The sequence below is a fragment of the Streptomyces sp. Je 1-4 4N24 genome (genome assembly GCF_026239515.1).
GTDB classification, from domain to species: Bacteria; Actinomycetota; Actinomycetes; order Streptomycetales; family Streptomycetaceae; genus Streptomyces; species Streptomyces nigrescens.
On record NZ_CP110836.1, the window covers coordinates 7,118,042 to 7,141,726 of the forward strand.

General features: G+C 73.0%; 22 protein-coding genes. 14 read left to right on the plus strand and 8 right to left on the minus strand.

What is annotated here, in order from left to right:
• Window positions 1-87: 87 nt before the first annotated feature.
• From SLV14N_RS31050 to SLV14N_RS31085, 8 genes are all read left to right on the plus strand, one after another.
• Window positions 88-957 (plus strand): amino acid ABC transporter permease, encoded by an 870-nt coding sequence (locus SLV14N_RS31050; RefSeq protein ID WP_208685445.1) that lies wholly within the window; start codon window positions 88-90, stop codon window positions 955-957.
• A complete protein-coding gene (locus tag SLV14N_RS31055; protein ID WP_208685447.1) occupies window positions 954-2,870 on the plus strand; it encodes an FAD/NAD(P)-binding domain-containing protein in 1,917 nt (638 codons plus the stop codon). The genes SLV14N_RS31050 and SLV14N_RS31055 overlap by 4 nt, the downstream gene beginning before the upstream one ends.
• Window positions 2,854-3,753, plus strand: coding sequence for an amino acid ABC transporter permease (locus tag SLV14N_RS31060; RefSeq protein WP_208685449.1), 900 nt, complete (start codon window positions 2,854-2,856; stop codon window positions 3,751-3,753). The genes SLV14N_RS31055 and SLV14N_RS31060 overlap by 17 nt, the downstream gene beginning before the upstream one ends.
• Window positions 3,750-4,571 (plus strand): amino acid ABC transporter ATP-binding protein, encoded by an 822-nt coding sequence (locus tag SLV14N_RS31065; protein WP_269470892.1) that lies wholly within the window; start codon window positions 3,750-3,752, stop codon window positions 4,569-4,571. Before SLV14N_RS31060 ends, SLV14N_RS31065 begins: the two co-directional genes overlap by 4 nt.
• 84 nt (window positions 4,572-4,655) lie before the next feature.
• Entirely contained in the window at window positions 4,656-4,883 is a 228-nt protein-coding gene (locus SLV14N_RS31070) for a hypothetical protein (protein ID WP_263271922.1), read from the plus strand.
• A gap of 383 nt (window positions 4,884-5,266) precedes the next feature.
• Window positions 5,267-6,175, plus strand: a complete 909-nt coding sequence (locus tag SLV14N_RS31075; protein WP_208685453.1) for a S1 family peptidase — start codon at window positions 5,267-5,269, stop codon at window positions 6,173-6,175.
• Window positions 6,176-6,400: 225 nt separating this feature from the next.
• Window positions 6,401-7,330: a slipin family protein gene (locus SLV14N_RS31080; protein ID WP_263271924.1), complete on the plus strand. Its 930-nt coding sequence runs from the start codon at window positions 6,401-6,403 to the stop codon at window positions 7,328-7,330.
• A gap of 454 nt (window positions 7,331-7,784) precedes the next feature.
• On the plus strand, window positions 7,785-8,861 hold the full coding sequence (locus SLV14N_RS31085; RefSeq protein WP_263271926.1) for a S1 family peptidase: 1,077 nt from the start codon (window positions 7,785-7,787) through the stop codon (window positions 8,859-8,861).
• A gap of 82 nt (window positions 8,862-8,943) precedes the next feature.
• Here SLV14N_RS31085 and SLV14N_RS31090 read toward each other — a convergent pair whose 3' ends face one another.
• From SLV14N_RS31090 to SLV14N_RS31100, 3 genes are all read right to left on the minus strand, one after another.
• The gene (locus SLV14N_RS31090) at window positions 8,944-9,777 is read right to left on the minus strand and encodes a metallophosphoesterase (RefSeq protein ID WP_263271928.1); all 834 of its coding nucleotides are present in this window, start codon (window positions 9,775-9,777) and stop codon (window positions 8,944-8,946) included.
• Window positions 9,778-9,910: 133 nt separating this feature from the next.
• The gene (locus SLV14N_RS31095; RefSeq protein WP_208685459.1) at window positions 9,911-10,351 is read right to left on the minus strand and encodes a subtilase-type protease inhibitor; all 441 of its coding nucleotides are present in this window, start codon (window positions 10,349-10,351) and stop codon (window positions 9,911-9,913) included.
• Between the two features lie 553 nt (window positions 10,352-10,904).
• Window positions 10,905-11,561: a TetR/AcrR family transcriptional regulator gene (locus SLV14N_RS31100; protein ID WP_263271929.1), complete on the minus strand. Its 657-nt coding sequence runs from the start codon at window positions 11,559-11,561 to the stop codon at window positions 10,905-10,907.
• Between the two features lie 107 nt (window positions 11,562-11,668).
• Here SLV14N_RS31100 and SLV14N_RS31105 point away from each other — a divergent pair, with 107 nt between their 5' ends.
• Window positions 11,669-12,439 (plus strand): SDR family NAD(P)-dependent oxidoreductase, encoded by a 771-nt coding sequence (locus SLV14N_RS31105; protein ID WP_109888797.1) that lies wholly within the window; start codon window positions 11,669-11,671, stop codon window positions 12,437-12,439.
• A 71-nt stretch (window positions 12,440-12,510) separates the two neighbouring features.
• Here SLV14N_RS31105 and SLV14N_RS31110 read toward each other — a convergent pair whose 3' ends face one another.
• Together SLV14N_RS31110 and SLV14N_RS31115 are read right to left on the minus strand one after the other, a co-directional pair.
• On the minus strand, window positions 12,511-12,834 hold the full coding sequence (locus SLV14N_RS31110; RefSeq protein ID WP_263271931.1) for a nuclear transport factor 2 family protein: 324 nt from the start codon (window positions 12,832-12,834) through the stop codon (window positions 12,511-12,513).
• Window positions 12,831-13,865 carry a DUF3533 domain-containing protein gene (locus tag SLV14N_RS31115; RefSeq protein WP_263271933.1) on the minus strand — a complete coding sequence of 345 codons (1,035 nt, stop codon included), beginning with the start codon at window positions 13,863-13,865 and terminating at the stop codon, window positions 12,831-12,833. Before SLV14N_RS31115 ends, SLV14N_RS31110 begins: the two co-directional genes overlap by 4 nt.
• Before the next feature lie 217 nt (window positions 13,866-14,082).
• Between SLV14N_RS31115 and SLV14N_RS31120 the strand changes: the two genes are divergently transcribed.
• Both SLV14N_RS31120 and SLV14N_RS31125 read left to right on the plus strand, forming a co-directional pair.
• Window positions 14,083-17,655 (plus strand): DNA polymerase III subunit alpha, encoded by a 3,573-nt coding sequence (locus SLV14N_RS31120; protein ID WP_263271935.1) that lies wholly within the window; start codon window positions 14,083-14,085, stop codon window positions 17,653-17,655.
• Window positions 17,652-18,767, plus strand: coding sequence for a helix-hairpin-helix domain-containing protein (locus tag SLV14N_RS31125; protein WP_263271937.1), 1,116 nt, complete (start codon window positions 17,652-17,654; stop codon window positions 18,765-18,767). The genes SLV14N_RS31120 and SLV14N_RS31125 overlap by 4 nt, the downstream gene beginning before the upstream one ends.
• A gap of 48 nt (window positions 18,768-18,815) precedes the next feature.
• On the opposite strand, the gene SLV14N_RS31130 is transcribed toward SLV14N_RS31125, so the two are convergent.
• Complete coding sequence (locus SLV14N_RS31130; RefSeq protein WP_263271939.1) at window positions 18,816-19,463, minus strand: pyridoxamine 5'-phosphate oxidase family protein; 648 nt, start codon at window positions 19,461-19,463, stop codon at window positions 18,816-18,818.
• 297 nt (window positions 19,464-19,760) lie between these two features.
• On the opposite strand from SLV14N_RS31130, the gene SLV14N_RS31135 reads away from it, so the two are divergent.
• Entirely contained in the window at window positions 19,761-20,630 is an 870-nt protein-coding gene (locus tag SLV14N_RS31135) for a triacylglycerol lipase (RefSeq protein WP_263271941.1), read from the plus strand.
• 64 nt (window positions 20,631-20,694) lie between these two features.
• Here SLV14N_RS31135 and SLV14N_RS31140 read toward each other — a convergent pair whose 3' ends face one another.
• On the minus strand, window positions 20,695-21,282 hold the full coding sequence (locus SLV14N_RS31140) for a TetR/AcrR family transcriptional regulator (RefSeq protein ID WP_263271942.1): 588 nt from the start codon (window positions 21,280-21,282) through the stop codon (window positions 20,695-20,697).
• A gap of 75 nt (window positions 21,283-21,357) precedes the next feature.
• Between SLV14N_RS31140 and SLV14N_RS31145 the strand changes: the two genes are divergently transcribed.
• Window positions 21,358-21,840 (plus strand): SRPBCC family protein, encoded by a 483-nt coding sequence (locus tag SLV14N_RS31145; protein WP_263271944.1) that lies wholly within the window; start codon window positions 21,358-21,360, stop codon window positions 21,838-21,840.
• Here SLV14N_RS31145 and SLV14N_RS31150 read toward each other — a convergent pair.
• Window positions 21,830-23,113, minus strand: coding sequence for an APC family permease (locus SLV14N_RS31150; RefSeq protein WP_263271946.1), 1,284 nt, complete (start codon window positions 23,111-23,113; stop codon window positions 21,830-21,832). The genes SLV14N_RS31145 and SLV14N_RS31150 overlap by 11 nt on opposite strands.
• Window positions 23,114-23,193: 80 nt before the next feature.
• Here SLV14N_RS31150 and SLV14N_RS31155 point away from each other — a divergent pair, with 80 nt between their 5' ends.
• Window positions 23,194-23,661 carry an Lrp/AsnC family transcriptional regulator gene (locus SLV14N_RS31155; protein ID WP_127150135.1) on the plus strand — a complete coding sequence of 156 codons (468 nt, stop codon included), beginning with the start codon at window positions 23,194-23,196 and terminating at the stop codon, window positions 23,659-23,661.
• Window positions 23,662-23,685: the final 24 nt, after the last annotated feature.

Below are 23,685 nucleotides of genomic sequence, written 5' to 3' on the forward strand. Positions count from 1 at the left end.
CCGGTCGTGCTGAGGGGCACGGCCCGTTCTGCCTGTGTGAAGGCGCTCCACTCCCGTGCTCGCTCTCGGCATCCACGGAGCCTTCGCATGCCTTCCCACACCCTCGACTCCCGTACCGCATCCCCCGCGGCTCCGCCCGACGACGGCACCCCGCACCCCGTCCCCCGGATCGTGCCGCGCCGCCGTACCGGCCAGTGGGCCGCGGCCGCCGCCGTCCTCGCCCTGTCGGCCCTGGCGCTCAACTCCGTCGTCCGCAACGACGCCTTCCAATGGGACGTGGTCGCCGACTACTTCCTGACCACCGCCGTACTCCGCGGCCTGGGCCTCACGCTCTGGCTGACCGTGCTCGTCACGGCCCTGGGCTTTGTGCTCGGCACCCTGCTCGCGACGATGCGGCTGTCCGACAATCCCGTGCTGCGCGGCGTCAGCCGGTGCTACGTCTGGCTCTTCCGGTCGGTGCCGATCCTGGTGCAGCTGCTGTTCTGGTTCAACATCGGGGCGCTCTACCCGACGATCCTCGGCATCAAGACCGTCGATCTGCTCGGCCCGGTCACCATCGCCCTCATCGGCCTCACCCTGCACGAGGCCGCCTATGCCGCCGAGGTGGTCCGCGGCGGCATCCTCTCCGTCGACAGGGGCCAGCTGGAGGCCGCCCAGTCGCTGGGGCTGGGCGCCTGGCGGCGGCTGCGCCGCATCGTGCTGCCGCAGGCGATGCGCTCGATCGTGCCGCCGGCCGGGAACATGCTGATCGGCACCCTCAAGGGCACCTCGATCGTCAGCGTCATCGCCGTCCAGGACCTGCTCTACTCCGTCCAGCTGGTCTACCACCGCACCTACCAGGTCATCCCGCTGCTGCTGGTCGCCACCCTCTGGTACATCGTGGTCACCTCCGTGCTCGGCGTGGGCCAGTACTACCTGGAGCGGCACTACGCCCGCGGGACGGCCGGTGCCCGATGAGCCGGTCCGTGAACCCGTCCGGCCGGCCGTCCGTGGTGATCGTGGGAGCCGGGCCGCGCGGCACCGGGCTGATCGAGCGGATCGCCGCCAACGCCCCCGAGCTGTACGTCGAGGCGCCCCTCGACCTGCACCTCGTCGATCCCCATCCGCCCGGCGGCGGCCGCATCTGGCGCGCCGACCAGTCGTCCCTGCTGTGGATGAACTCCACGGCCGAGGACGTCACCATGTTCACCGACGAGACCGTCGAACTGGCCGGGCCGGTGCGGCCCGGCCCCTCGCTCGCCGAGTGGGCCCGCGGGGTGCGGTCCGGGGAGATCCCCGTCGGGCCCGGCCCGGCCGACGGCGCAGCGGCGCTCGGGCCCCGCGACTTCGCCGGCCGGCGGCTGCAGAGCGCCTATCTGAGCTGGGTGTACGGGCGGTCGGTGGCCGCGCTGCCGCCGCGCGTCGCCGTCCATGAGCACCGGAGGACGGCGGTACGGGTCTCGGGCTCGCGCGAGGGCCGGCAGCAGGTGTGGCTGGCGGGCCGTCCGGCCCCGCTCCTCGCCGACCTCGTGGTGCTCGCACTGGGCCATTTGGAGGCGGAACTCCCGCCGGAGCAGCGGCAGTTGGCGGACTTCGCGGCCCGTCACGGTCTGACCCATCTGCCGCCGGCGTTCACCGCCGACACCGACCTGAGCGCGCTGCGGCCCGGTGAGCCGGTGCTCGTCCGCGGCTTCGGGCTGGCCTTCGTCGACCTCATGGTGCTGCTGACCGAGGGCCGCGGCGGCAGCTACACGACCGGTGCCGACGGGCAGCTGACCTACCGGCCCTCGGGGCGCGAGCCCGTCCTGCACGTCGGGTCCCGGCGCGGTGTGCCCTACCACGCCAAGATCGGCTACGAACTGCACGGCGAACGGCCGCCGCTGCCGCGCTTCTTCGGGCCCGAGGAGGTCGACGCCCTGCTCGCCCGGCCCGGGACGGACCTCGACTTCCGGCGCGACATCTGGCCGCTGATCGACAAGGAACTGGGCTTCGCCCACTACCACCGGCTGTTCACCGCCCACCCCGGGCGCACCCGGATGAACTGGCCCGACTTCGAGGAGAAGTACGCCGCCGCCGACCCCGGCGGCGCCGCCCTCCAGGCCCTGGTCGGCGCCGCGGTCCCGGACCCCGCCGACCGCCTCGACCTGGCGGACCTGGACCACCCGCTGGCCGGTCTGCGCTACCCCGACGGAGCGGCGCTGCAAGAGGGACTGCGCGGCTACATCGAGGCCGACCTGGCCCGCCGTCACGACCCCGCGCACAGCCCCGACCTGGCGGTCTTCCTCGCCCTGCTGTCGGTCTACGGCCAGCTGGTGCGGATCGGCGACCGCGGCCCCTGGTGGCACGGCTTCTTCAGCTATCTGGCCTCCGGCCCGCCGGGACCGCGGCTACGGCAGCTGCTCGCGCTCTCCCGGGCCGGTGTGGTGCGCTTCCTCGGCGCCGGGACGACCGTCACCGCCGACGAGCAGCGCGGGGTGTTCCGTGCCGAGAGCGCCAGTGTGCCGGGGGAGTCGACCGAGGCGCGGGCGCTGGTGGAGGCGCGGCTCCCCGAGCCGACCGTCGCGCACACCAGGGACGCCCTGCTGCGCGGCCTGTACGCCGACGGCGCGGCCACGACGCGCACCGGGCTGCTGGCGGTGTCCGCCGCCGACGGCCGGGTGCTGGACCGGTCCGGCCGCCCGCATCCCCGCCGCTTCGCCCTCGGCCCGCACACCGACGCCCGCTCCGGCGGTGCCTTCGCCCGGCCCCGTACCAACGCACCCGCCTTCCGGCAGAACGACGCCACCGCGCGGGCGCTGCTCACCTTCCTCCGGGACCGGGCCGCCCCGCCCGTCACCCTCCCCGTCCGCCGCACACCCGTCACCGAGGAATCCCATGCCGCTGACCAGTGAAATCCCCGTTGAACAGGCCGCTCCCCAACGGGCCGGACCACCGGGGGCGGACGACCCGGCGGCCCTGAAGGTCGTCCCCGTACGCCACCCCTGGCGCTGGGCCGCGATCGTGGTGACGGCGGTGCTGATCGCCCAGTTCGTGCACGGTCTGGTCACCAACCCGGCCTGGGAATGGGCGGTGTTCGCCCAGTTCTTCACCGCGGAGACGGTGCTCAAGGCGGTCTGGGTCACCCTCCAGCTCACCGTCTACGGCACCGGCCTCGGCTTTGCGCTGGGTGTCGTGCTGGCCTTCATGCGGCTGTCCGGCAGCCCGTTCCTGCGCTGGGTCGCGTTCGGCTACATCTGGGCCTTCCGCTCCATCCCGCTGATCGTCCAGCTGCTGTTCTGGTTCAACCTCGCCTATCTCTACAAGCGCCTGCAGTTCGGCATCCCCTTCGGGCCCGGTTTCTTCCACGTCGACACCATGGGCCTGGTCGGGGCGATGGGCGCGGCGGTGCTGGGCCTGGCGCTGCACCAGGCCGCATACGCCGCCGAGATCGTGCGCGGCGGGGTGCTCGCCGTGGACGGCGGACAGCTGGAGGCGGCCGCGGCGCTCGGCATCCCCCGGCTGCGGCAGCTGCGCCGCATCGTGCTGCCGCAGGCGATGCGCTCGATCCTGCCGAACGCCACCAACGAGGTCATCTCCCTCTTCAAGGGCACCTCGATCGTCTCCGTCATGGCGATCGGCGAGCTCTTCTACCAGGTCCAGGTGATCTACGGACGCAACGGCCGGGTCGTGCCCCTGCTGATGGTGGCCACGGCCTGGTACGTCCTCCTCACCACTGTGCTCTCCGTCCTCCAGCACTACGTGGAACGTCACTTCTCCAAGGGAGCCACCCGATGAGCCCACAGGGCGCGATGGTCGAGGTCCGCTCGGTCCACAAGAGCTTCGGCCCGCTCGATGTCCTCAAGGGGGTGGATCTGGACGTCCGTACCGGCGAGGTCACCGTCGTCCTCGGCCCGTCCGGCTCCGGCAAGTCCACCCTGCTGCGCACCATCAACCACCTGGAGAAGGTCGACAGCGGCTCGGTGAGCGTGGACGGGGCGCTGGTCGGCTACCGGCGCGATGACAAAGCAGCGGCCCGAAGGGCCTCCCGCAAGGGTGGTGGTGGGCGACGGGCGGGCAGGCTGTACGAGCTGCGCGAGCGCGAGATCCTCAAGCAGCGTACGGAGATCGGCTTCGTCTTCCAGAACTTCCACCTCTTCCCGCATCTGACGGTGCTGGAGAACATCATCGAGGCCCCGGTCTCCGCGCTCCGGCGCCCGAAGAAGGTTGCCGTCGAGGCCGCCCGCACCCTGCTCGCGCGGGTCGGGCTCGCCGAGAAGGCGGACGCCTACCCCCGGCAGCTCTCCGGCGGCCAGCAGCAGCGGGTCGCCATCGCCCGTGCGCTCGCCCTGGAGCCCAAGCTGCTGCTCTTCGACGAGCCGACCTCCGCGCTCGACCCGGAGCTGGTCGGCGAGGTCCTCGATGTCATCAAGGACCTGGCGCACCAGGGCACCACGATGATCGTCGTCACCCATGAGATCGGCTTCGCCCGTGAGGTCGCCGACTCCGTGGTCTTCATGGACGGCGGACGGATCGTCGAGCAGGGCCCGCCCGGCGAGGTCCTCGACCGTCCGCGTCATGAGCGCACCAAGTCCTTTCTCTCCAAGGTCCTGTGAAGATGAGGAGCCATCCGTTGAACCGCCGCACCCTGACCACCGCCCTCGCGCTCGCCGCCGGCTCCGTACTGCTGACCGCCTGCGGTGGCGGCGCGGCACCGGGCGGGGGCAGCCTTCGCCACCTACCGGCTCGACCAGCTGGCGATGGAGGCGAAGAAGGGCAGCGGCCTGGTCAAGGCCTGTGCCGCCGCCCTGCGGAAGGTCATCGACAACGGCCGCTACGGCAAGGTGCTGGCGCGCTGGGGGCTGACCGGCGAGCACCTGAAGACCTCGCAGATCAACCCGCCCGGCTTGCCCAGGACCGCCAACTGACCGGCGTACCGGTCCACCGCACGGAATACTCCGGCACGACGCTGCACCCCCTAGGGGCTGCCGGAGCCCGCGCCGCGGGCGGGGGAGCGGAACCGCAACGTCCACTGATCCGTCCAAGCCGCGACCGAGGGGGTCAGCGCCGCCCCGGCAGCCGTCAACGCGGCTGCCGGGGCGGAGTGCTGGGGGCGGTGGGGAGATTGCGGCCGTGTGCCGGGCGTGAGACATCCGTGCGGACCTCTTGCGCTGCGGGGGTGGTGCGCCCGAGACTCCGCTCAGCGCTTGTCAGGGGCACGCTGAAAATGAACGTGCGGATTCCCGCGTGCCCTTCGGCTGCGCCTCACGGGCTGCCCACCGGCGGCCCCCCGATCCCCTCGGAGGAATCAGTGAGGAACGAGCGCACCACCCCCCGCAGCGGCGTAGCGAGACGCACCCGGCTGATCGCCGTGGCGTCCGGACTGGTGGCCGTCGGTGCCATCGCCATCCCCACCGCCAACGCACAGAACCCCGCCCCCACACCGACGTTCAGCGCCGACCAGCTCGCCGCCGCCGGCAACGCGGTACGTGCCGCGGATGTCCCGGGCACCGCGTGGCGGGTCGACAGCGCGACCCACACCCTGGTCGTCACCGCCGACCGCACGGTCTCCCAGGCCGAGATCGCCAGGATCGAGCGGGCCGCGGGCAGCAACGCCGAGGCGGTCCGTATCGACCGCATCGCGGGCACCTTCCGCAAGTTCATCTCCGGCGGCGACGCCATCTACGCACCCAGCTGGCGCTGCTCGCTCGGCTTCAACGTCCGCAGCGGCAGCACCTATTACCTTCTGACGGCCGGGCACTGCACCGACGGCAACCCGCCGTGGTACACCAACTCCTCGCACACCACGAGCATCGGTCCGACCGCCGGCTCCAGCTTCCCCGGCAACGACTACGGCATCGTGAAGTACACGAACTCCTCCGTGGCACACGCCGGCACGGTCGGCAGCCAGGACATCACCAGCGCCGGCAACCCGACCGTCGGCCAGTCGGTCACCCGCCGTGGCTCCACCACCGGCACCCACAGCGGCAAGGTCACCGCACTGAACGCCACCGTCAACTACGGCGGCGGTGACATCGTCTCCGGCCTCATCCAGACCACGGTCTGTGCCGAGCCCGGCGACAGCGGCGGCCCCCTCTACTCCGGGACCAAGGCGCTCGGCCTCACCTCCGGCGGCAGCGGTGACTGCACCTCCGGCGGCACCACGTTCTTCCAGCCCGTCACCGAGGCGCTGAGCGCCTACGGGGTGAGCGTCTACTGACGCCGGCCGGCTGAGCCCGTCGGACCCGGGTTCGCGCGGCCCGGGTCCGCACGGGAGGGATCCCTGCACGGAACGCCGGACGGCTCCGGCGGTACGAGGGCCCCCGTCCGCCGGCGGACGGGGGCCCGGCCGTGTCCGCCGCGAGTCTCGACCGCCCTCCGGGCCGGGCATACCATGGTAAGCAGCGTGATTCGGACACGTGCGGCACATCTTCAGGGAGCCGTGATGGTCGAAGAACTGGTGACGGCCGGGGTGGCGCTGGCCTGCACGGGCACGGTGTATCTCATGGCGGCGGCGCGAGTGGTCAAGCAGTACGAACGCGGTGTGGTGCTGCGGCTGGGGCGGTTGATCTCCGAAGTGCGCGAGCCGGGGTTCACCATGATCGTTCCGATCGTCGACCGGATGCGCAAGGTCAATATGCAGATCGTCACGATGCCGGTGCCCGCCCAGGAGGGCATCACCCGCGACAACGTCACGGTGCGGGTCGACGCGGTCGTCTATTTCAAGGTCGTGGACGCCGCCGACGCGGTCATCCGGGTCGAGGACTACCGCTTCGCGGTCTCGCAGATGGCGCAGACCTCGCTGCGGTCGATCATCGGCAAGAGTGAGCTGGACGACCTGCTGTCGAACCGCGAGAAGCTCAACCAGGGCCTGGAGCTGATGATGGACAGCCCGGCCATCGGCTGGGGAGTGACCGTCGACCGGGTGGAGATCAAGGACGTCTCGCTGCCGGAGACGATGAAGCGGTCGATGGCCCGCCAGGCGGAGGCGACCCGCGACCGGCGTGCCCGGGTGATCAACGCCGATGCCGAGCTGCAGGCGTCGAAGAAGCTGGCCGAGGCGGCCGCGGCGATGTCCGACCAGCCCGCGGCGCTGCAACTGCGACTGCTGCAGACCGTGGTGGCGGTCGCCGCCGAGAAGAACTCCACCCTTGTGCTGCCCTTCCCGGTGGAGCTGCTGCGGTTCCTGGAGCGGTCCGGGCTGCAGGCCCAGGCGGAGACCGCGGCGGCCGAGGCGGCCGAGGCGGAGCGGGACGGCGGCCGGCGGCCCGCCGCCCCGGCGGCGCCCCGGGCGCCGCGCACGCCCGTCGAGCACGGTGCGGAGGCCGCGCTGCCGGAGCTGGCGGACCTCCCGCCGGTGGAGGATCTCCCATAGGCGTCCCGCGCGGATGAGGTCCTGAAGCGGGGTGCCGTTACCTTCCTGATCTCCCGCTGAGCGCCGTATGTCCCCATTGAGGTGGGTACATACGGCGTCTTCTGTGGCCCGGGGGGCGGTTCCCGGCCGGTGTTTTCCGGCCAGCTATAGTCCTCACACGTTGCCGTCCGCCGTGCGCCCCGTGTGCCCGCTGATGTCCGCACTCGGGAGTGAGGTGCGCGGATGTCGGTGTGTCCTTCGTGTGGCGAATTGGTGAACTCCCGCATGTGAGACCGGAACTCGGTCTTGTGCGCGAGTGAGGCGGATGGGAATACTCGGCTCCACCTTGGCATGGACGCGACTCCCCGAGACGCCGCTTCCCGGGGCGGACCCGTGCCAGTCCTGATCCCTCACTCTCCGGGCCCGGACAACTCCCCACGGTTTCCGGGCTCTTCCCCCCACGGGAGGCTCTGAGTTGAAGCACCGACGCATACCCAACCGGCGCGCCGTCATCGCGGGCGCGGGCGCGCTCGCCCTCGCCGCGACCGCCACCGTCACCCTCGCCAACGCCAACGCGTCCCAGGGCCCCGCCCCCAAGCCCACGCTCGCCAAGCTGACCTCCGCGGCGGCGACCACCCTGGCCTCCCAGCTCAAGACGGACACCGCCGGTGCGTTCTATGACGCCAAGGCCAAGAAGCTGGTGGTCAACGTCGTGAACAACGCGGCGGCCAAGGCCGTACGGGCGAAGGGGGCGGAGGCGAGACTCGTCAAGCACACCTTCGCCCAGCTCGACTCGGCCCGGCAGACGCTGAAGTCGAAGGCGACCATCCCCGGCACGTCCTGGGGCATCGACCCGCAGAGCAACAAGGTCGTGGTGACCGCCGACCGCACGGTCAAGGGCACCAAGCTGGACCGGCTCACCAAGGTCGCCGAGGCCCTCGGCGACAAGGTCGAGGTCCGCCACAGCAAGGGTGAGTTCAAGCCCTTCATCGGCGGCGGCGACGCGATCTGGGGGAGCGGCGCCCGCTGCTCGCTCGGCTTCAACGTCGTCAAGGACGGCCAGCCGCACTTCCTGACGGCCGGCCACTGCGGCAACGACATCAAGAGCTGGTCCGACAAGCAGGGCGGCTCGGCGATCGCCACCACCGAGGACTCCAAGTTCCCCGGTGACGACTACTCGCTCGCCAAGTACAGCGGCGACACCGCGCACCCGAGCGAGGTCAACCTCTACAACGGCAGCACCCAGAAGATCACCAAGGCCGCTGAGGCCACGGTCGGCGAGAAGGTGCAGCGCAGCGGCAGCACCACCCAGGTGCACGACGGCACGGTCAAGGCCCTGAACGCCAGCGTCAACTACCAGGAGGGCACGGTCGAGGGTCTGATCCAGACCGACGTCTGCGCCGAGCCCGGTGACAGCGGTGGCGCGCTCTTCGACGGGGAGACCGCGCTCGGCCTCACCTCCGGTGGCAGCGGCGACTGCTCCGGCGGCGGCGAAACCTTCTTCCAGCCGGTCACCGAGGCCCTGGAGGCCTACGGCGCGGAAATCGGCTGACCCGCACCCCGCACGGCTCGGCGCACGGTGCCGGGCCCCGGATCCGCTCGTCGTCCGGGGACCCGGCACCGTCCCGCGGCGCTCAGCCGCCCGTGCCCGGGGCCGCCTCCCGGCCGTCGCCCGGCCCGAAGGCAGCCAGTGCCTCCTCGGCCGAGGTCCGGGCCCGGACATAGGTGTCCGCCCATGCGGCTGCCGACGGAGAGTCCGATTCCCGGGCGATCCGGGCGCAGGCCGCCTCGTGATCGAAGGCCGTATGCCGCAGTGTGACCGCTCCGCCGCCCGGCCCCAGCAGCGCCCAGTGGGCGCCCGGTCTGCCGTACGGCATGCCGACGCTCCCCGGATTGACCACCAGCCGTCCGTGGGTGAACCGGACGAACGGCATATGGGTGTGCCCGCAGACCACCGTCCGTACGGCATCGGGCACCCCCTCCAGTACCTCGGCCCAGCGCTCGGGCCGGGAGTCGACGAGCGCGATCTCCGTGTCGTTGCGCGGGGTGGCATGACAGAAGAGGACCGGCCCGAGCCCGGTCACCTCCAGCGTCGCGGTGGCGGGCAGCGACCCCAGGAAGTCCAGGTCGTCCGGGCCGAGTTGGCCGGCCGCCCAGGCGTCCATCGCGTCCGCCGGGGCGTCTCCCGTCCCCTGCCGGACGGCGGCCATCTCGCGGTCGGCGTTGCCGCTGATCCACACCGCCCGGTCGCCGAGACCGCGCAGCAGCGCCAGGGTCTGGCGGGGGAGCGGCCCGGCGAGCAGATCACCGGTCAGCACGATGCGGTCGGCGGCGTGGACGTCCGGCTCGGCGAGCACCGCCTCCAGCGCCGGCAGCACGGCATGGATGTCGGAGAGCACGGCGACGCCGGCGCCGCGCGGGCCTACGGAGGCCGGTCCGGCGTCGCTGCCGGGATCGGAAGTGTCCATGCGCCGACCCTAGGGCGGGTCCGCAAAGTCCCGCCCTCCGGGCGGACCCGCCCCAGGGACCGTCAACGACCCAGTGCACGCGAGATCCCCGGGCACCGCGTCCGGTGCCCGGGGATCTGAAGCGGTGGTCCGGTCAGAAGTTGAAGACCGAGCCCATGCCGTCGGTCATCGCGCAGGAGTTGGCGAAGGTGTAGGTGTACGAGACCCGCTTGCCCTGCCACACACCGTCGGCGGTGACCACGAAGGGGTTCCACTCCTTGGTGCACAGCCGGTCCGACGTGGCGGCGGTCACCGCGTTGAAGTCACCGGCCACCGCGCGCAGTTGGGCGCAGGCGGCTTTCGCGTTCGGGTGGCTTCCCCGGGCCCCCGGCATACAGCTGAGCGTCACGGCGCGCTGCACCGTGGCGGTCGCGCGGCTCTCTCCCTGGCCGGTCGTCAGCACCAGCTCCGACGGGGCGTAGAGCCCGCCCGTCCGTGTGGGCTGCGCCGGTGCGGCGACGGCGTGCGCGGTGGTGGCGAGCGTGCCCATAACCAGCGCTGCGCCGAGCGCGACCGCCCCAGTGATGTACCGCATGACGAACACTCCCTTGCTCGAAGGTGCAGATACCGGACGGGAGTCTGGCCCAACCGCACTCCGAAAGCACCCCGATCACGCAAGGAGCGATCGCTTTGAGTCGTTAGGCGAAAGCTGAGAGTAATGGCGCGAACCGGCCGGGGGCGGTGTCGGACGGCCGGCGGGAAGCTGTGCGCGGCCAGCGGGGATGCCGCCCCCGGGATGCCCCGGGCAAGGGCCGCTCGGCCACGGAACGAAGGAATCCGGCCGCCGACCGGTCGTTCGGGCGGGTTTCGATCTCCGGCGATTGGCTGAAGAGGGGGGCCGGAGGGTCCCTCCGTGCAGCACGGGGTGTCCGGAGAGGTAAGAACCGGCCGCCCGCCGGTCGCCTTACCGGCCCGGTGTGCCCGTCGCGGTGCCCTCCCTCACCGGCTCCAGCCGCCTGCCGCCGGGTCCTCCCTCCCCGGCCTCCGGCCGCCTCTGCCGCCGGGCCTCCCTCACAGCCTCCGGCCGCCCGCCGTCGGGCCCTCCCCGCCGCCGCGACGGCCCGGGTTCCCCTCGCCGGCCCGCTCCTTCACCCCGTACGCCCCTCCAGTTCCGGCAGCCCCGCCGTCAGTGCCCGCAGGGTCCGCACCACCAGCTCGGCGGGCCCCTGCGGTCCGTCCGGTGCCGCGTCTCCCGCCGCCCACTCCTCCACCGCGACCCGCATCGCGGTGTTCGCGGCGGCCGCGGCCAGCCGTACCGTCGACGGGTCCGCGCCGGTCAGCCGTGCCAGGACCGGCCGCAGTGCCTCCTCGGAGTCGTGCTGCACCCGGTGCCAGACCGCGCGCAGCGCCGGATCGCCCGGCATCGCCCGCAGCAGCCCGCGGGTCCAGCGCAGCGCCTCGGCGGCCGGTTCGTCGGCGGGGGTCAGCGCCCGGCGGGCCGCCTGCTCCAGCGCCTCGCGCACGGGGAGGGGGTCCGGGCCCGCCGGCGGTGTGGCCAGATCGTCGATCCACTGCCGCACGCCAAAGGCGAGCAGCGGCACCACCGCGTCCTCCTTGGTGCGGAAGTAGCGGTAGAAGGTGCGCAGCGCGACCCCTGAGGTGCGGGCGATCTCGTCGGCGGTGACGGCGACGCCGCGCTCCGCGAACAGGGCCGCCGCGGTGCGGGCGATCTCCAGCTGGGTCTCGGCCTTCCGCCGCTCGGTGAGCGAGGGGCGTGGCGGGGTGGTGCGGGGCGCGGTCGGCATGGCTTCAGTCTACGGAGTGCTGTGCCAGATCGGCATGCCGCGCGAGAGTGGCACGACGTGCCATAGGACGTTAGCGTGCCCGGATACCTTGAGAACGGAGCTGGACCATGAACCGCTTTGACGGCCGCCGCGTACTGATCACCGGAGCCGGCTCGGGCATCGGCCAGGCCACCGTCCACCGGATCCTCGCCGAGGGCGGCCGGGTGGTGGCGGCGGACGTCGATGCCGCGGGACTGCGGATAACCGCCGACCGTGCCGCGGCGGAGGGGACCGACGGCCGGCTGGAGACCGTGGTGCTGGACGTGGCCGACGAGGCGGCGGTCCGTGCGGGCGTCGCCGCCGCGGTGGCCGGGCTCGGCGGTCTGGATGTCCTGGTCAACGCCGCGGGCATCCTGCGCGCCGCGCACACCCACGAGACCGGGCTGGACCTCTTCAACCAGGTCCTCTCGATCAATCTGACCGGCACCTTCCTGATGATCCGTGAGGCGCTGCCCGCTCTCCTGGAGGGCGAGGCGCCGGTCGTGGTCAACTTCAGCTCCACGTCGGCCTCGTTCGCGCACCCGTACATGGCGGCGTACGCGGCGAGCAAGGGCGGCATCCAGTCCATGACGCATGCCATCGCCAGCGAGTACAGCAAGCAGGGGCTGCGCGCGGTGTGTGTGGCGCCGGGCTCCATCGCCAGCGGCATGACCAGCGGTCCCGTTCCGGGGCTGCCCGAGGACGCCGATATGTCCCTGTTCACCAAGCTCTTTCCGGCCATCGGCGAAGGCTTCGCCGGTCCGGAGACGGTCGCCGGTGTCATCGCGATGCTTGCCTCGCGGGACGGTGCGTTCATCACCGGCACGGAGGTCCGGATCGATGGCGGCACGCATATGTGAGCCGGGGAAGGGTGGGGGCGCACCTGGCCGGGCGCGGGCGTTCGGGCGCCGCGGCGTCCGGCGCGAACGGCTCACGCCTGCCCGGTTTCGAAGCGGCTCACCTTCCCGTCCTGCACGGTGAAGCGCCAGTGTGTCCGCATCTCGCCCCAGGTGTCGTTGCGGTAGTCCGCCACGAGGGACAGCCCGTCGTCCGACTCGGACCGCACCTCCAGATGTCCGCGGGTGGCGAAGATCTCCCGCCCGCACCATGTCCGCATGTCCCGGTCGGACCCGTCGTCGGACATCGTGGCGTCGGGGGTGAGGGCGTCGTAGAACGCCTGCTCGTCGTGGTGGTTGAGGGCCGTGACCAGGGCACGCACCGCGGGGTGGGACAGCCGGTTGGCGGGGAGGGTCATGAGGGGGTCTCGCCCTTCTTGCGGAAGATCGAAAGAACCAGGGTGAGCAGGGTCCCGCCCACCGCCCAGGCGGCGAGCACCAGGAGCGGGCCGGTGATCGCGTTGCCGTGGAAGTAGGCGAGCGAGCGTGCCGTCCAGGTGCCCGCGCCCGGTGGGAGGGCAGGGCCGATGGCGCGCCAGAACGGGGGCAGCAGCGGGTAGGGGTAGGCGCCGCCCGCGCTCGGATTGCCGAGGATGACGATCAGCAGGATCGCCAGGCCGATGCCGAGGATGCCCAGCAGGGCCTGGCAGGCCAGGGTGGTGGCGCCCACCGCGAAGACGACCAGGGCGCCCAGCCCCCACAGCCCGAAGAAGGTGCCGGGCAGGGCGCCGAGCACCGGCCCGACGACGATCGCGCCGGCCAGTCCGGCGGCGAGCGCGTACACGGCGAGCGCGGCCAGCCGGATGACCGCCCGGTGGCCGTTCGAGGGGCGCGCCCCGGCGCTGATCGCGAGGATCGCGGCGCACAGATAGCCGCCGACGCACCAGCCGACGACGAGGTAGAAGGACGACAGGCTGCGGCCGTCGACCGGGCCGGCGGGGGCCACCTCGACCGTGCGGACGGTGCGGTGTCCGGCCTCCTCGGCCGAGCGCACGACCGCGTCGACCGCCTGGGCGAGGGAGGCGCCGCCGCCGCCGGCGACCAGCAGCCGGTCGGTGCTCCCGCGCGGGTTGACGATCAGTGCGCCGTCGAGCGTCCGGTCCGCGATCTGCTGCCGGGCGGCCCGTTCGGAGGGCACCGGGCGCGGGTCCAGGGGAGAGCCGGGCAGCCGGTCCAGCTTGGCCACCAGCTGCGCCCTGGTCTGCGCGGGAGCGACGACACCGAGCGGCACATCCGCCGGCACGGGGTGGTGGAAGGCGCCGGTGTACGACGTGATGAACGCGGTCATCAGCCCCAGGACGCCGAGCACCAGCAGCGAGGCATGGGGCGTCACCGCGCCCTTCACCTCCCCGAGGAAGGTGGTGCGGGTGCCGTCGTCCGTCGTGGCCATGGCTCGCTCCTCGCCACACTTCGGCTGCCGGTCCGGTGCTTTTGCTCCCATATCTTCCGGTTGGCGGCAGAGGTGTGCAGATCGGTGGGGCTGATCGGCGGATCGGGGAGCGACCCCGGCATGTCTTCGTACGAATGTTCGATGGACGGGTTATGGTGGAGAGGAGGAGTGAGGGATACAAGGTCGGCCGGGGGCGGGTGAGGTGCAGGAGGTGCGGATGCCAGGGTTCACGCATCTGCACACCGCTTCGGGGTTCTCCCTGCGCTACGGCGCCTCCCATCCGGAGCGGCTCGCCGAGCGCGCCGCCGAGCGGGGAATGGACGCCCTCGCGCTGACCGACCGGGACGGGCTCTCCGGGGCCGTACGGTTCGCCAAGGCCGCGGCCGAAGCCGGTGTCCGTCCGCTGTTCGGCAGCGAACTCGCCGTGGCGGAGCGCGAGTCGGCGCCCACGCCCACCGCGCGCCGCCGCACCCCGGTGCGCGGCGGCGCCTTCCTCGACGAGTCGGCCGCCCGCGCCGTCTTCCTGGCCCGCGACGGAGCGGCCGGCTGGGCCGCCCTGTGCCGGCTGGTCTCGGCCGCCCACGCCGGGCAGGGCGAGCAGCCCGTCCTCCCGTGGAGCGCCCTGGAATCCGCCACGGACGGACTGACCGTGCTGCTCGGACCGGACTCCGAGGTCGGCCGGGCGCTGGCCGCCGGCCGCCCGGACCGCGCCGCCAGGCTCCTCGCCCCCTGGCGCGAGCTGTACGGCGAGGCGCTGCGCCTGGAGGTCGTCGACCACGGCCGGCCCGGCAGCGGCCCCGGCTCCCCGCGGCTGGCCGCCCGCACCCTCGGCTTCGCCGTCGACCAGGGCCTCCGCGCGGTCCTGACCAACGCGGTCCGCTATGCCGACCCCGGCCAGGGCCCGGTCGCCGACGTCCTGGACTCCGCCCGCCGTCTGGTGCCGGTGGACCGGCACCGGCCCGAGGCCCGGGACAGCGGGGAGCGCTGGCTCAAGGATGGCGCCACGATGAGCCACACCGCCGAGCGGGTCGCCGAGGCGGCCGGGTTCCGGCGCGGTCTGGCCCACCGGCTGCTCGCCATGACCGAGGAGACCGCCGGTGAGTGCCTGGTCGACCCGCAGGACGACATCGGGCTCGGCCGTATCCACTTCCCCGAGCCGCGGCTGGTCGGCGCGGGCCACCGCACCGCCGCCCGGGTACTGCGCTCGCGCTGCGCGGCCGGGATGGTGCTGCGCGGCTACGACCACGACCGTGAACGCTGGGCGCGGCTGCACGACGAACTGCGCACGATCGAACGGCTCGGCTACCCCTCGTACTTCCTGACGGTCGCTCAAGTCGTGGACGACATACGGGAGATGGGCATCCGGGTCGCGGCCCGTGGGTCCGGCGCCGGGTCCCTGGTCAACCACCTCCTGGGCATCGCCCACGCCGATCCGGTCGAGCACGGACTGCTGATGGAGCGCTTTCTGTCCGAGCGGCGGGCGGCGCTGCCGGACATCGACATCGACGTCGAGTCCGCCCGCCGGCTGGAGGTCTACCGCGCGATCTTCGACCGGTTCGGCGCGGAGCGGGTCGCCACCGTCTCGATGCCCGAGACCTATCGCGTACGGCACGCCGTACGGGACGTGGGCGCCGCCCTGGGCATGGACCCGGCGCAGGTGGACCGGCTGGCCAAGGCCTTCCCGCACATCCGCGCCCGGGACGCGCGGGCGGCGCTGGCCGAGCTGCCGGAGCTGCGCGGGGTGCGGGAGGCCGGCGGCGAGCAGTTGTGGCCGCTGGTCGAGGCGCTGGACGCGCTGCCCCGCGGGATCGCCATGCACCCGTGCGGGGTGCTGCTGTCGGACGCCACGCTGCTGGACCGTACGCCGGTCGTCCCGACCAGCGGCGAGGGCTTCGCGATGTCGCAGTTCGACAAGGAGGACGTGGAGGACCTGGGGCTGCTCAAGCTCGATGTGCTGGGTGTGCGGATGCAGTCCGCGATGGCGCATGCGGTCGCCGAGATCGGCCGGGCCACCGGGCGCCGGATCGATCTAGACGACCCCGCACAGGTACCGCCCGGCGACCCCGCCACCTACGACCTGATCCGCTCGACCGAGACGCTCGGCTGCTTCCAGATCGAGTCGCCGGGCCAGCGCGACCTGGTCGGCAGGCTGCAGCCCGCCACCTTCCACGATCTGGTCGTCGACATCTCCCTCTTCCGGCCGGGACCGGTCGCCGCCGACATGGTGCGGCCCTTCATCGAGGCCCGGCACGGCCGCAAGCCGGTCCGCTATCCGCACCCCGACCTGGAGGAGCCGCTGCGCGAGACCTATGGGGTGGTGGTGTTCCACGAGCAGATCATCGAGCTGCTGCGGATCATGACGGGCTGCGCACGGGACGAGGCCGACGAGAAGCGGCGGGCGCTGTCGCATCCGGAGCTGCAGGGCCGGGTGCGCGCCTGGTTCGCGCAGTGCGCCGAGCGGCGCGGGTACGCACCCGAAGTGGTCGCGCGCACCTGGGAGATCGTCGAGGCCTTCGGCTCGTACGGCTTCTGCAAGGCGCATGCGGTGGCCTTCGCGGTGCCCACCTACCAGTCCGCCTGGCTCAAGGCGCACCACCCCGCGGCCTTCTACGCCGGGCTGCTCACCCACGACCCGGGGATGTATCCGAAGCGGCTGCTGCTCGCGGACGCACGGCGGCGCGGGGTGCCGGTGCTGCCGCTGGATGTGAACCGGTCGGCGGTCGCTCATCGAATCGAACTGGTGTCCGGCGACGGCTCCCGCGGCGATGGTCCGGGGGACCGCTCCGCGGTCTGGGGGCTGCGGCTCGCGCTCAGCGATGTGCACGGGATGAGCGAGGCCGAGGCGCAGCGGATCGAGACCGGACAGCCCTATCACTCGCTGCAGGACCTGTGGCAGCGCGCCAGGCCGGGCCGTCCGGTGGCCGAACGCCTCGCCCGGGTGGGCGCGTTGGACGCCTTCGGGGCGAACCGGCGGGACCTGCTGCTGTACCTCGCCGAGCTGCACCACCACGGACGGCGGGCGCCCGGCGGCCAGCTGACGCTGCCCGGCCGGGCCCTCGACGGGGCGGGCGCGGAACCGGTCGATCCGGTCGAGCCGGCCGGGCTGCCCGACCTCAGCGACGTCGAACGGCTCAGCGCCGAGCTGGGCGTCCTCGGTATGGACGCCTCCCGCCATCTGATGGCCGACCACCGGGAGTTCCTCACGGAGCTGGGCGCGCTGCCGGCCCGGCTGCTGCGCAGCGCCCGGCACGGCGAGACGGTGCTGGTCGCCGGGGCCAAGGCGGCCACCCAGACACCGCCGATCCGCTCCGGCCGCCGGGTCATCTTCACCACCCTGGACGACAGCACGGGGCTGGTCGACTGCGCCTTCTTCGACGACAGTCATGCGGCCTGTGCGCACACGATCTTCCACTCCTGGCTGCTGCTGGTGCGCGGTACGGTCCAGCGGCGCGGTCCGCGCAGCCTCAGCGTGGTCGGCGCCGCCGCCTGGAACCTCGCCGAGCTGGCCGAACTGCGCCGCGAGGGCGGGCTGGAGGCGGTCGCCGCCCGGCTCGCGGCGGTGCCGGACGCGGAGGCGGCCGAGGCGGACTCCCCGGCGGCAGGGCCGGGGCGGGGGACCGGCGAGGAGTCCGGTGCGGACCGGGAGCCCGAACCGGCCGCCGCCCCGGGCCGCACCATCCGGCTGACCACCGGCTATGAGATGCACCCGTGGGCCGACCTCCAGCCTCCCGGTGAACGCGCCGCCACCGGGCGCAAGTTGTGGCACTCCAGCCCGGGGAGCGCGGGATGACCCCCGCGCCGAGGCCACCCGCCGCACCGCCGGATCCCCCCGGCGCCCCGCGGCAGCCGGGCATGCTGTACATACGGTTCCGGACCGCCGACGGCGCCCCCGTGAGCGCCGGGTGTTTCGAGCAACTGCTGGGGCTGCTGGCGCAGTTCACCCCGGTGATCGAGGCGCTGCCGCCGGACGCCGCGCTGGTGGACGTCCGCGGTGCGCTGCGCTACTTCGACCGGGACGCGGCGGGCATCGCCGAACTGGTGCGGCTGCGCGCGCTGGCCTGGCACGGAGTACGGTGCACGATCGGGATCGGCGCCAACCCGCTGCTCGCCCGGATGGCGGCCCAGGGGGCGGCGCCCGGGGAGATCCGGGGCGTCCCCGATGACGCCGGAACCGTCGCCGCCTTCCTCGACCGCCGGCCGGCCTCGGCACTGCACGGCGTCGGCCCGGCGACCGCGCGCGCCCTGTGTGCGTACGGACTCGACAGCGTCGGCCGGATCGCCGCCGCACCGCCCGCGACCCTGCAGCGGATCCTCGGCGCCAGGACGGGCCGGATCGTGTACGAGCGGGCCCGCGGTATCGACCCGACACCGGTGACGCCCAACGCGGCGGCCCGCTCGATGGGCGCCGAACACCGCTTCGCCCACGACGAGTTGGACCCGGCCAGGCGCCGCCGTGCGCTGCTCTCGCTCGCCGACGACCTCGGGGCCCGGATGCGCGCGAGCGGGCAGGTGGCCCGCGCGCTCACCCTCACCGTCCGCTACGCCGACCGCTCCACCACCACCCGCACCCGGCGGCTGGACGGGCCGACCGCGCACGGGCCCGCGCTGACCGAGGCGGCCTATGCGCTGCATGCCGCGCTCGGGCTGCAGCGGGCGCGGGTGCGGTCCGTGGCGCTGCGCGCGGAGGATCTGTGCCGCGCCGAACGCGCCGCGCGGCAGCTGACCTTCGACCCGTCCGACGACAGGGCGCACCGCATCGAGGCCGCCGTCGACCGGGCCAGGGCGCGCTTCGGGACCGGGAGCGTACGGCCCGCGGCGACCCTCGGCCGGACACCTCCGCCCCCGGGCACCAAGCCCCCCGGCCCCGGGGTCAAAGGCGACTGCGGCGGCGACCGGCCTTAGCCGCCTGCCCTGTGGTGCGGTCCGGACCGGCCCGCGGTGCCCGGTACCTCAGCCGTAGAGCCGCTCCGCATACCGGGGGCCGTAGTGCTGCTCCAGCTCCTCCAGGGACCGGTCCTGGGCCTCGACGCCCTTGACGATCCGGGCCCGCGAGGGCAGCGCGTCCGGCTGCCAGGTCTCCGGCTTCCACAGCTCCGAGCGCAGGAACGCCTTGGAGCAGTGGTAGAAGACCTCCTCGACCTCCACCAGGAGCGCCAGCCGCGGGCGGTGGCCCTTGACGATCAGCGCGTCGAAGAACGGGGCGTCGCGCAGCAGCCGGGCGCGGCCGTTGACGCGCAGGGTGTCTCCGCGCCCCGGGAGGAGGTAGTTCAGCCCGACATGCGGATTGCCGAGGACGTTCATCCAGCCGTCCATGCGCTTGTTGCCGGGGCGGTCCGGGATCACGAGGGTGGTGTCGTCCAGGACATGGGTGAAGCCCGCCGGGTCGCCTTTGGGCGAGGCGTCGCACCGGCCCTCCGTGTCCGCGGTGGCTATCACGCAGAACGGCGAGCGGGCCAGCCACTGGCGGTCGAGCTCGTGCAGCCGGTGCCGGGTCTTGTTCGCCGCATGGGAGTTGGGCTCGCCGATCAGCTCGCGCAGCTCCGCCGCCGATGTGATCTCCACGACCCCGGTCAGATCCGCCGCTCCGGCCGTTTCCATCGCTGTTCCCCCTCATCTCGCGTCCCTGGTCAAGCCGTTGCCGACTTTACGGGACGGCTCTGACATCCGGCCCGGCCCGGACGGACGGGTGTCACACGGCACAGAAACGGTGCGCCGCACCCCGGACGTCCGGTGAGGGTTGTGTGGCGCTTCCTTCACCGTCACACCGCTGGTCCACCGTGCTTACCCAGCCGTAACTTACTTGCCAGTCAACTGCGTTGGCCCTTGCGATCCGGATCGCGCGTGAACGGCTCACCGAGCACTTCGGAGTCCCCCTCACCCCGCAAGGAGCATCGTATGAAGCTGCGCTGGTCAAGAACGCTCACCCTCCTTCCCGCCCTCGCCCTGGCCCTCGGTGTCACCACCACCCCCGCTGCCGCCGACGCCTCGCGCCACCCCGCCGGCGGCGCCGTCAGCAGCGGCTGGAACAACTACTCCTGCAAGCCCTCCGCCGCCCATCCGCGGCCGGTGATCCTGGTGCACGGCACCCTCGGCAACTCCATCGACAACTGGCTCGGCCTCGCGCCCTACTTGGTGGCCCGCGGCTACTGCGTCTTCTCCCTGGACTACGGCCAGCTGCCCGGTGTCCCGTTCTTCCACGGGCTGGGCGCGGTCGACGCGTCCGCCCGGCAGCTCGCCGCCTACGTCGACCGGGTGCTGGCCGCCACCGGCACCCGCAATGCCGATCTCGTCGGCCACTCGCAGGGCGGCATGATGTCGCGGGTGTACCTGAAGTTCCACGGCGGCGCGGACAAGGTGAACACGCTGGTCGGGCTGGCCCCCGACAACCACGGCACCGATCTGAACGGTCTGACCCGTCTGCTCGACCACTTCCCCGGCGCCAAGAAGTACCTCCACGAGCTGACCCCGGGGCTGGCCGACCAGATCGCCGGGTCCGACATCCTCAACCGCCTCAACGAGGGCGGTGACACGCTCCCCGGAGTGCGTTACACAGTGATCGCGACCAAGTACGACGAGGTCGTCACGCCCTACCGGAGTGCGTTCCTCGACGGCCCCGATGTACGCAATGTGGTGCTCCAGGATCTGTGCGCGATCGACCTCTCCGAGCATGTGGCCATCGGGCTCATCGACCGCGTCGCCTTCCACGAGACGGCCAACGCCCTCGACCCGGCCCACGCCACCGCGACGACCTGTCTGTCGGGCTGACCGGGAGCCGGCCCGGCCCGCCGCCGGAGCGGGGGCCGGGCCGCGCTCCGTACCGGCGCGACGGTCAGTCGGCGGTCAACAGGGCCTCGGTGCACCGTTCCGCCAGGTCCTCCGCGTGCGGGGGCAGCGGGGTGCCGCCGCGCAGATGGCGGCGCACCAGCGACAGCGGGAGGTCGACGGCGGCCAGCGTCACCCGGTCGAAGCCCTCTCTGCCGTGCAGCCCCAGCGCCCCCGCGAGCGCCGCCAGGGCGGCGCGCACCCGCATGTTCCCCTCTTCCGCGCGCAGCAGATGCTCGTCGGACCAGTCGTCCCGCCCGAACTCCTGGGCCCCGTAGAGAAGCAGTGCGGCCTCCGCCGGGTGTGCGCGGCTCCACGCCACGATGTGCCGGGCGGCGGCCCGGCCCCCGGTGCGCGGGTCGTCCGACGATTCGAGGGCCTCGAAGTAGCCCGCCTGGAAGCCCTCGACCGTACGCAGCCACACCTCGGCGAGCAGCGCCGAGCGTCCGGCGAAACGGTGGTAGACCGAACCGCTGGGGGCGCCCACGGCCGCCGCGACCGCGGACATGGTGACGCCCGCGGGCCCGGACTCGGCCGCCAGCCGTACGGCGGCGTCGAGGAGCTGAGCGGTGTCGAACCGGGGTGGCCTGGCCATGTTCTAGAGGGTACTCTCCACTATATTGGAGAGGTGCCTCTAGAACGGGGTGCGGACCAGAGGGGGAAGGGTGCGATGGGTGTCTACAACGTGCACGAGCGGGTACTGCCGGTGGCCGGGGCGGAGGTCGGTCGGCTGATCGACGGCCTCTCCGGCGACGCCGACCCGCTCTGGCCGGGCCACGACTGGTACCCGATGCGGTTCGACGGCCCGCTGGCGGCGGGCGCGGCCGGCGGCCACGGCCCGGTCCGCTACACCGTGGCGGCCTATGTGCCGGGCCAATGGGTGCGCTTCCTCTTCACCGGGCCGCGCGGCTTCCACGGCTTCCACGAGTACACCGTCCACCCGCTCGGCCCGGACCGCACCCTGCTCCGCCACACCCTCGCCATGCACGCCCGCGGCCCGGCCCGGCTCAGCTGGCCACTGGCCTTCAGGCCCCTCCACGACGCGGCCCTGGAGGACAGCCTGGACCGCGCCGAACGGGCCTGTACGGGCACTGTCGCCCGGCCCGCGCGCTGGAGCCGCTACGTCCGGCTGCTGCGCCGCCTCATCGGGTGACCCGCCGCAGCGTCAGAAAGCCGACGGCCGCACAGGCGAGTCCCGCCGGGATCAGCAGCAGCCGTCCGGAGAAGGCCAGCACGGCCGCCGTCAGCAGGGCGCTCACGCACCCGCCGCACCACAGGGGAGTGCGGCGTGGCAGGAGCACCAGCGCGGCGGCCAGACCGGCGAGGGTCACCGCCGCCAGGCAGGTGGCGGTGGCCCTCATCAAAAGATCCAGATCGGCGCCGCCGAAGCCTGCCGCCGCGGCCACGAGCACGGCCGCCCCGCCGAGCACCGCCAGCGACCGCCGCGGCACCTCGCCCGGCGCGCCGCCCTTGGCCAGTGCGCGCGGCGCCGCACCGTCCCGGGCGAGCGCCGCACCGAGCCGGGAGGCCCCGGCCAGATACGAGTTGACCGCGCCGAAGGTCAGGAAGAGCGCCGCCGCGGCGGCCACGGGGCGGGCGGCGCCGCCCACGCTCCGGGCGAGCAGCTCGGTCAGCGGGGTGTCGGTACCGCCCGCGGCCGGCCCCAGCGCGCCGATCGTGGTCACCGCGAGCCCCAGGTAGAGCACGGTGATGACGGCGAGCGTACGGCGCGTCACCCGCGGCAGGTCCCGCCCGGGATCGGCGAACTCGCCCGACAGGTGGCTGGCCGCCTCCCAGCCCGCGAACGCGAAGAACAGCACCACGGCCGCCGACCCGACCGAGGACCAGCCGCCGGGCAGGAACGGGGTGAAATGGCGGGCGGACACCTGAGGGGCGGCGGCCAGCACCGTGCCCAGCAGCACCACCGCCAGCAGCCCGCCGAGCAGCAGCTGCACCCGGCCCGACATCCGCAGCCCCACCGCGTTGGAGACCAGCGCCACCGCCAGCACCGCCCCGGCCACCACGGCCGCGCCCGTGTCACCCCAACCGGCCGCGTCGGCCACGTACTTCCCGCCGATCCAGGCCGCCGAGACCACACCGATCGGTACCGCCCCGTAGAACCACCACCCCACCACTGCCGCCGCCCGCGGCCCGATCGCCCGGTGCACATAGGTGGCCACGCCCCCGCCGTCGGGGAACCGCGCGCCGAGCGCCGCGAAGGAGGCGGCCACCGGCACGCACAGGGCGAGCAAGACCACCCAGGCCAGGATCGAGGCGGGGCCGGCCGCGTCGGCGGCGAGGGACGGCAGCGTCAGGACGCCGGGGCCGAGGACGGCCCCGGCGCACAGCGCGGTACCGCTGCCGACGCCCAACCGCCGTACATCCGGTCGTTCGGATGCGGGAAGCAATGTCTGTTGTACGGTCACAGTCGCTGAAGGTAACCGTTGGATTGATCAATGCGGCCCCTCGCCGAACATAATTCGGCGACTGCGGCACCATGGGGGTCATGGACGACATTGATTCGGCGATTGTCCGCGAACTGCAGCGCGATGCACGGCAGACCAACCGCGACCTGGCCCGCCGGCTGAACATCGCGCCCTCCACCTGCCTGGAGCGGGTCCGCGCGCTGCGCGCCAGAGGAGTGATCACCGGCTATCGCGCGACGGTGGACCTGCGCGCCCTCAACCGGCCCGTCCAGGCGCTGCTCACGGTCCGTATCCGCCCGATGAACCGTGAGGTCATCGAGCGCTTCAAGGCCTTTCTGACGTCCCTGCCCGAGGTGCTCAACGTCTATGTCGTCGCGGGCGGCGACGACTTCCTGGTCCATGTCGCCGTCCCCGACGTCGACCGGCTGCATGCGCTCCTGATGGACCAGGTCTTCAAACGCCGTGAGGTCGTCGACTGCCGGAGTTCGGTCATCTACCAGCACGTCGCCAACGACATCATCGAGGCGCTGCCGCCGAACGGCTCGTAACAGGGCGGCGCCGCCCCGAGGTGA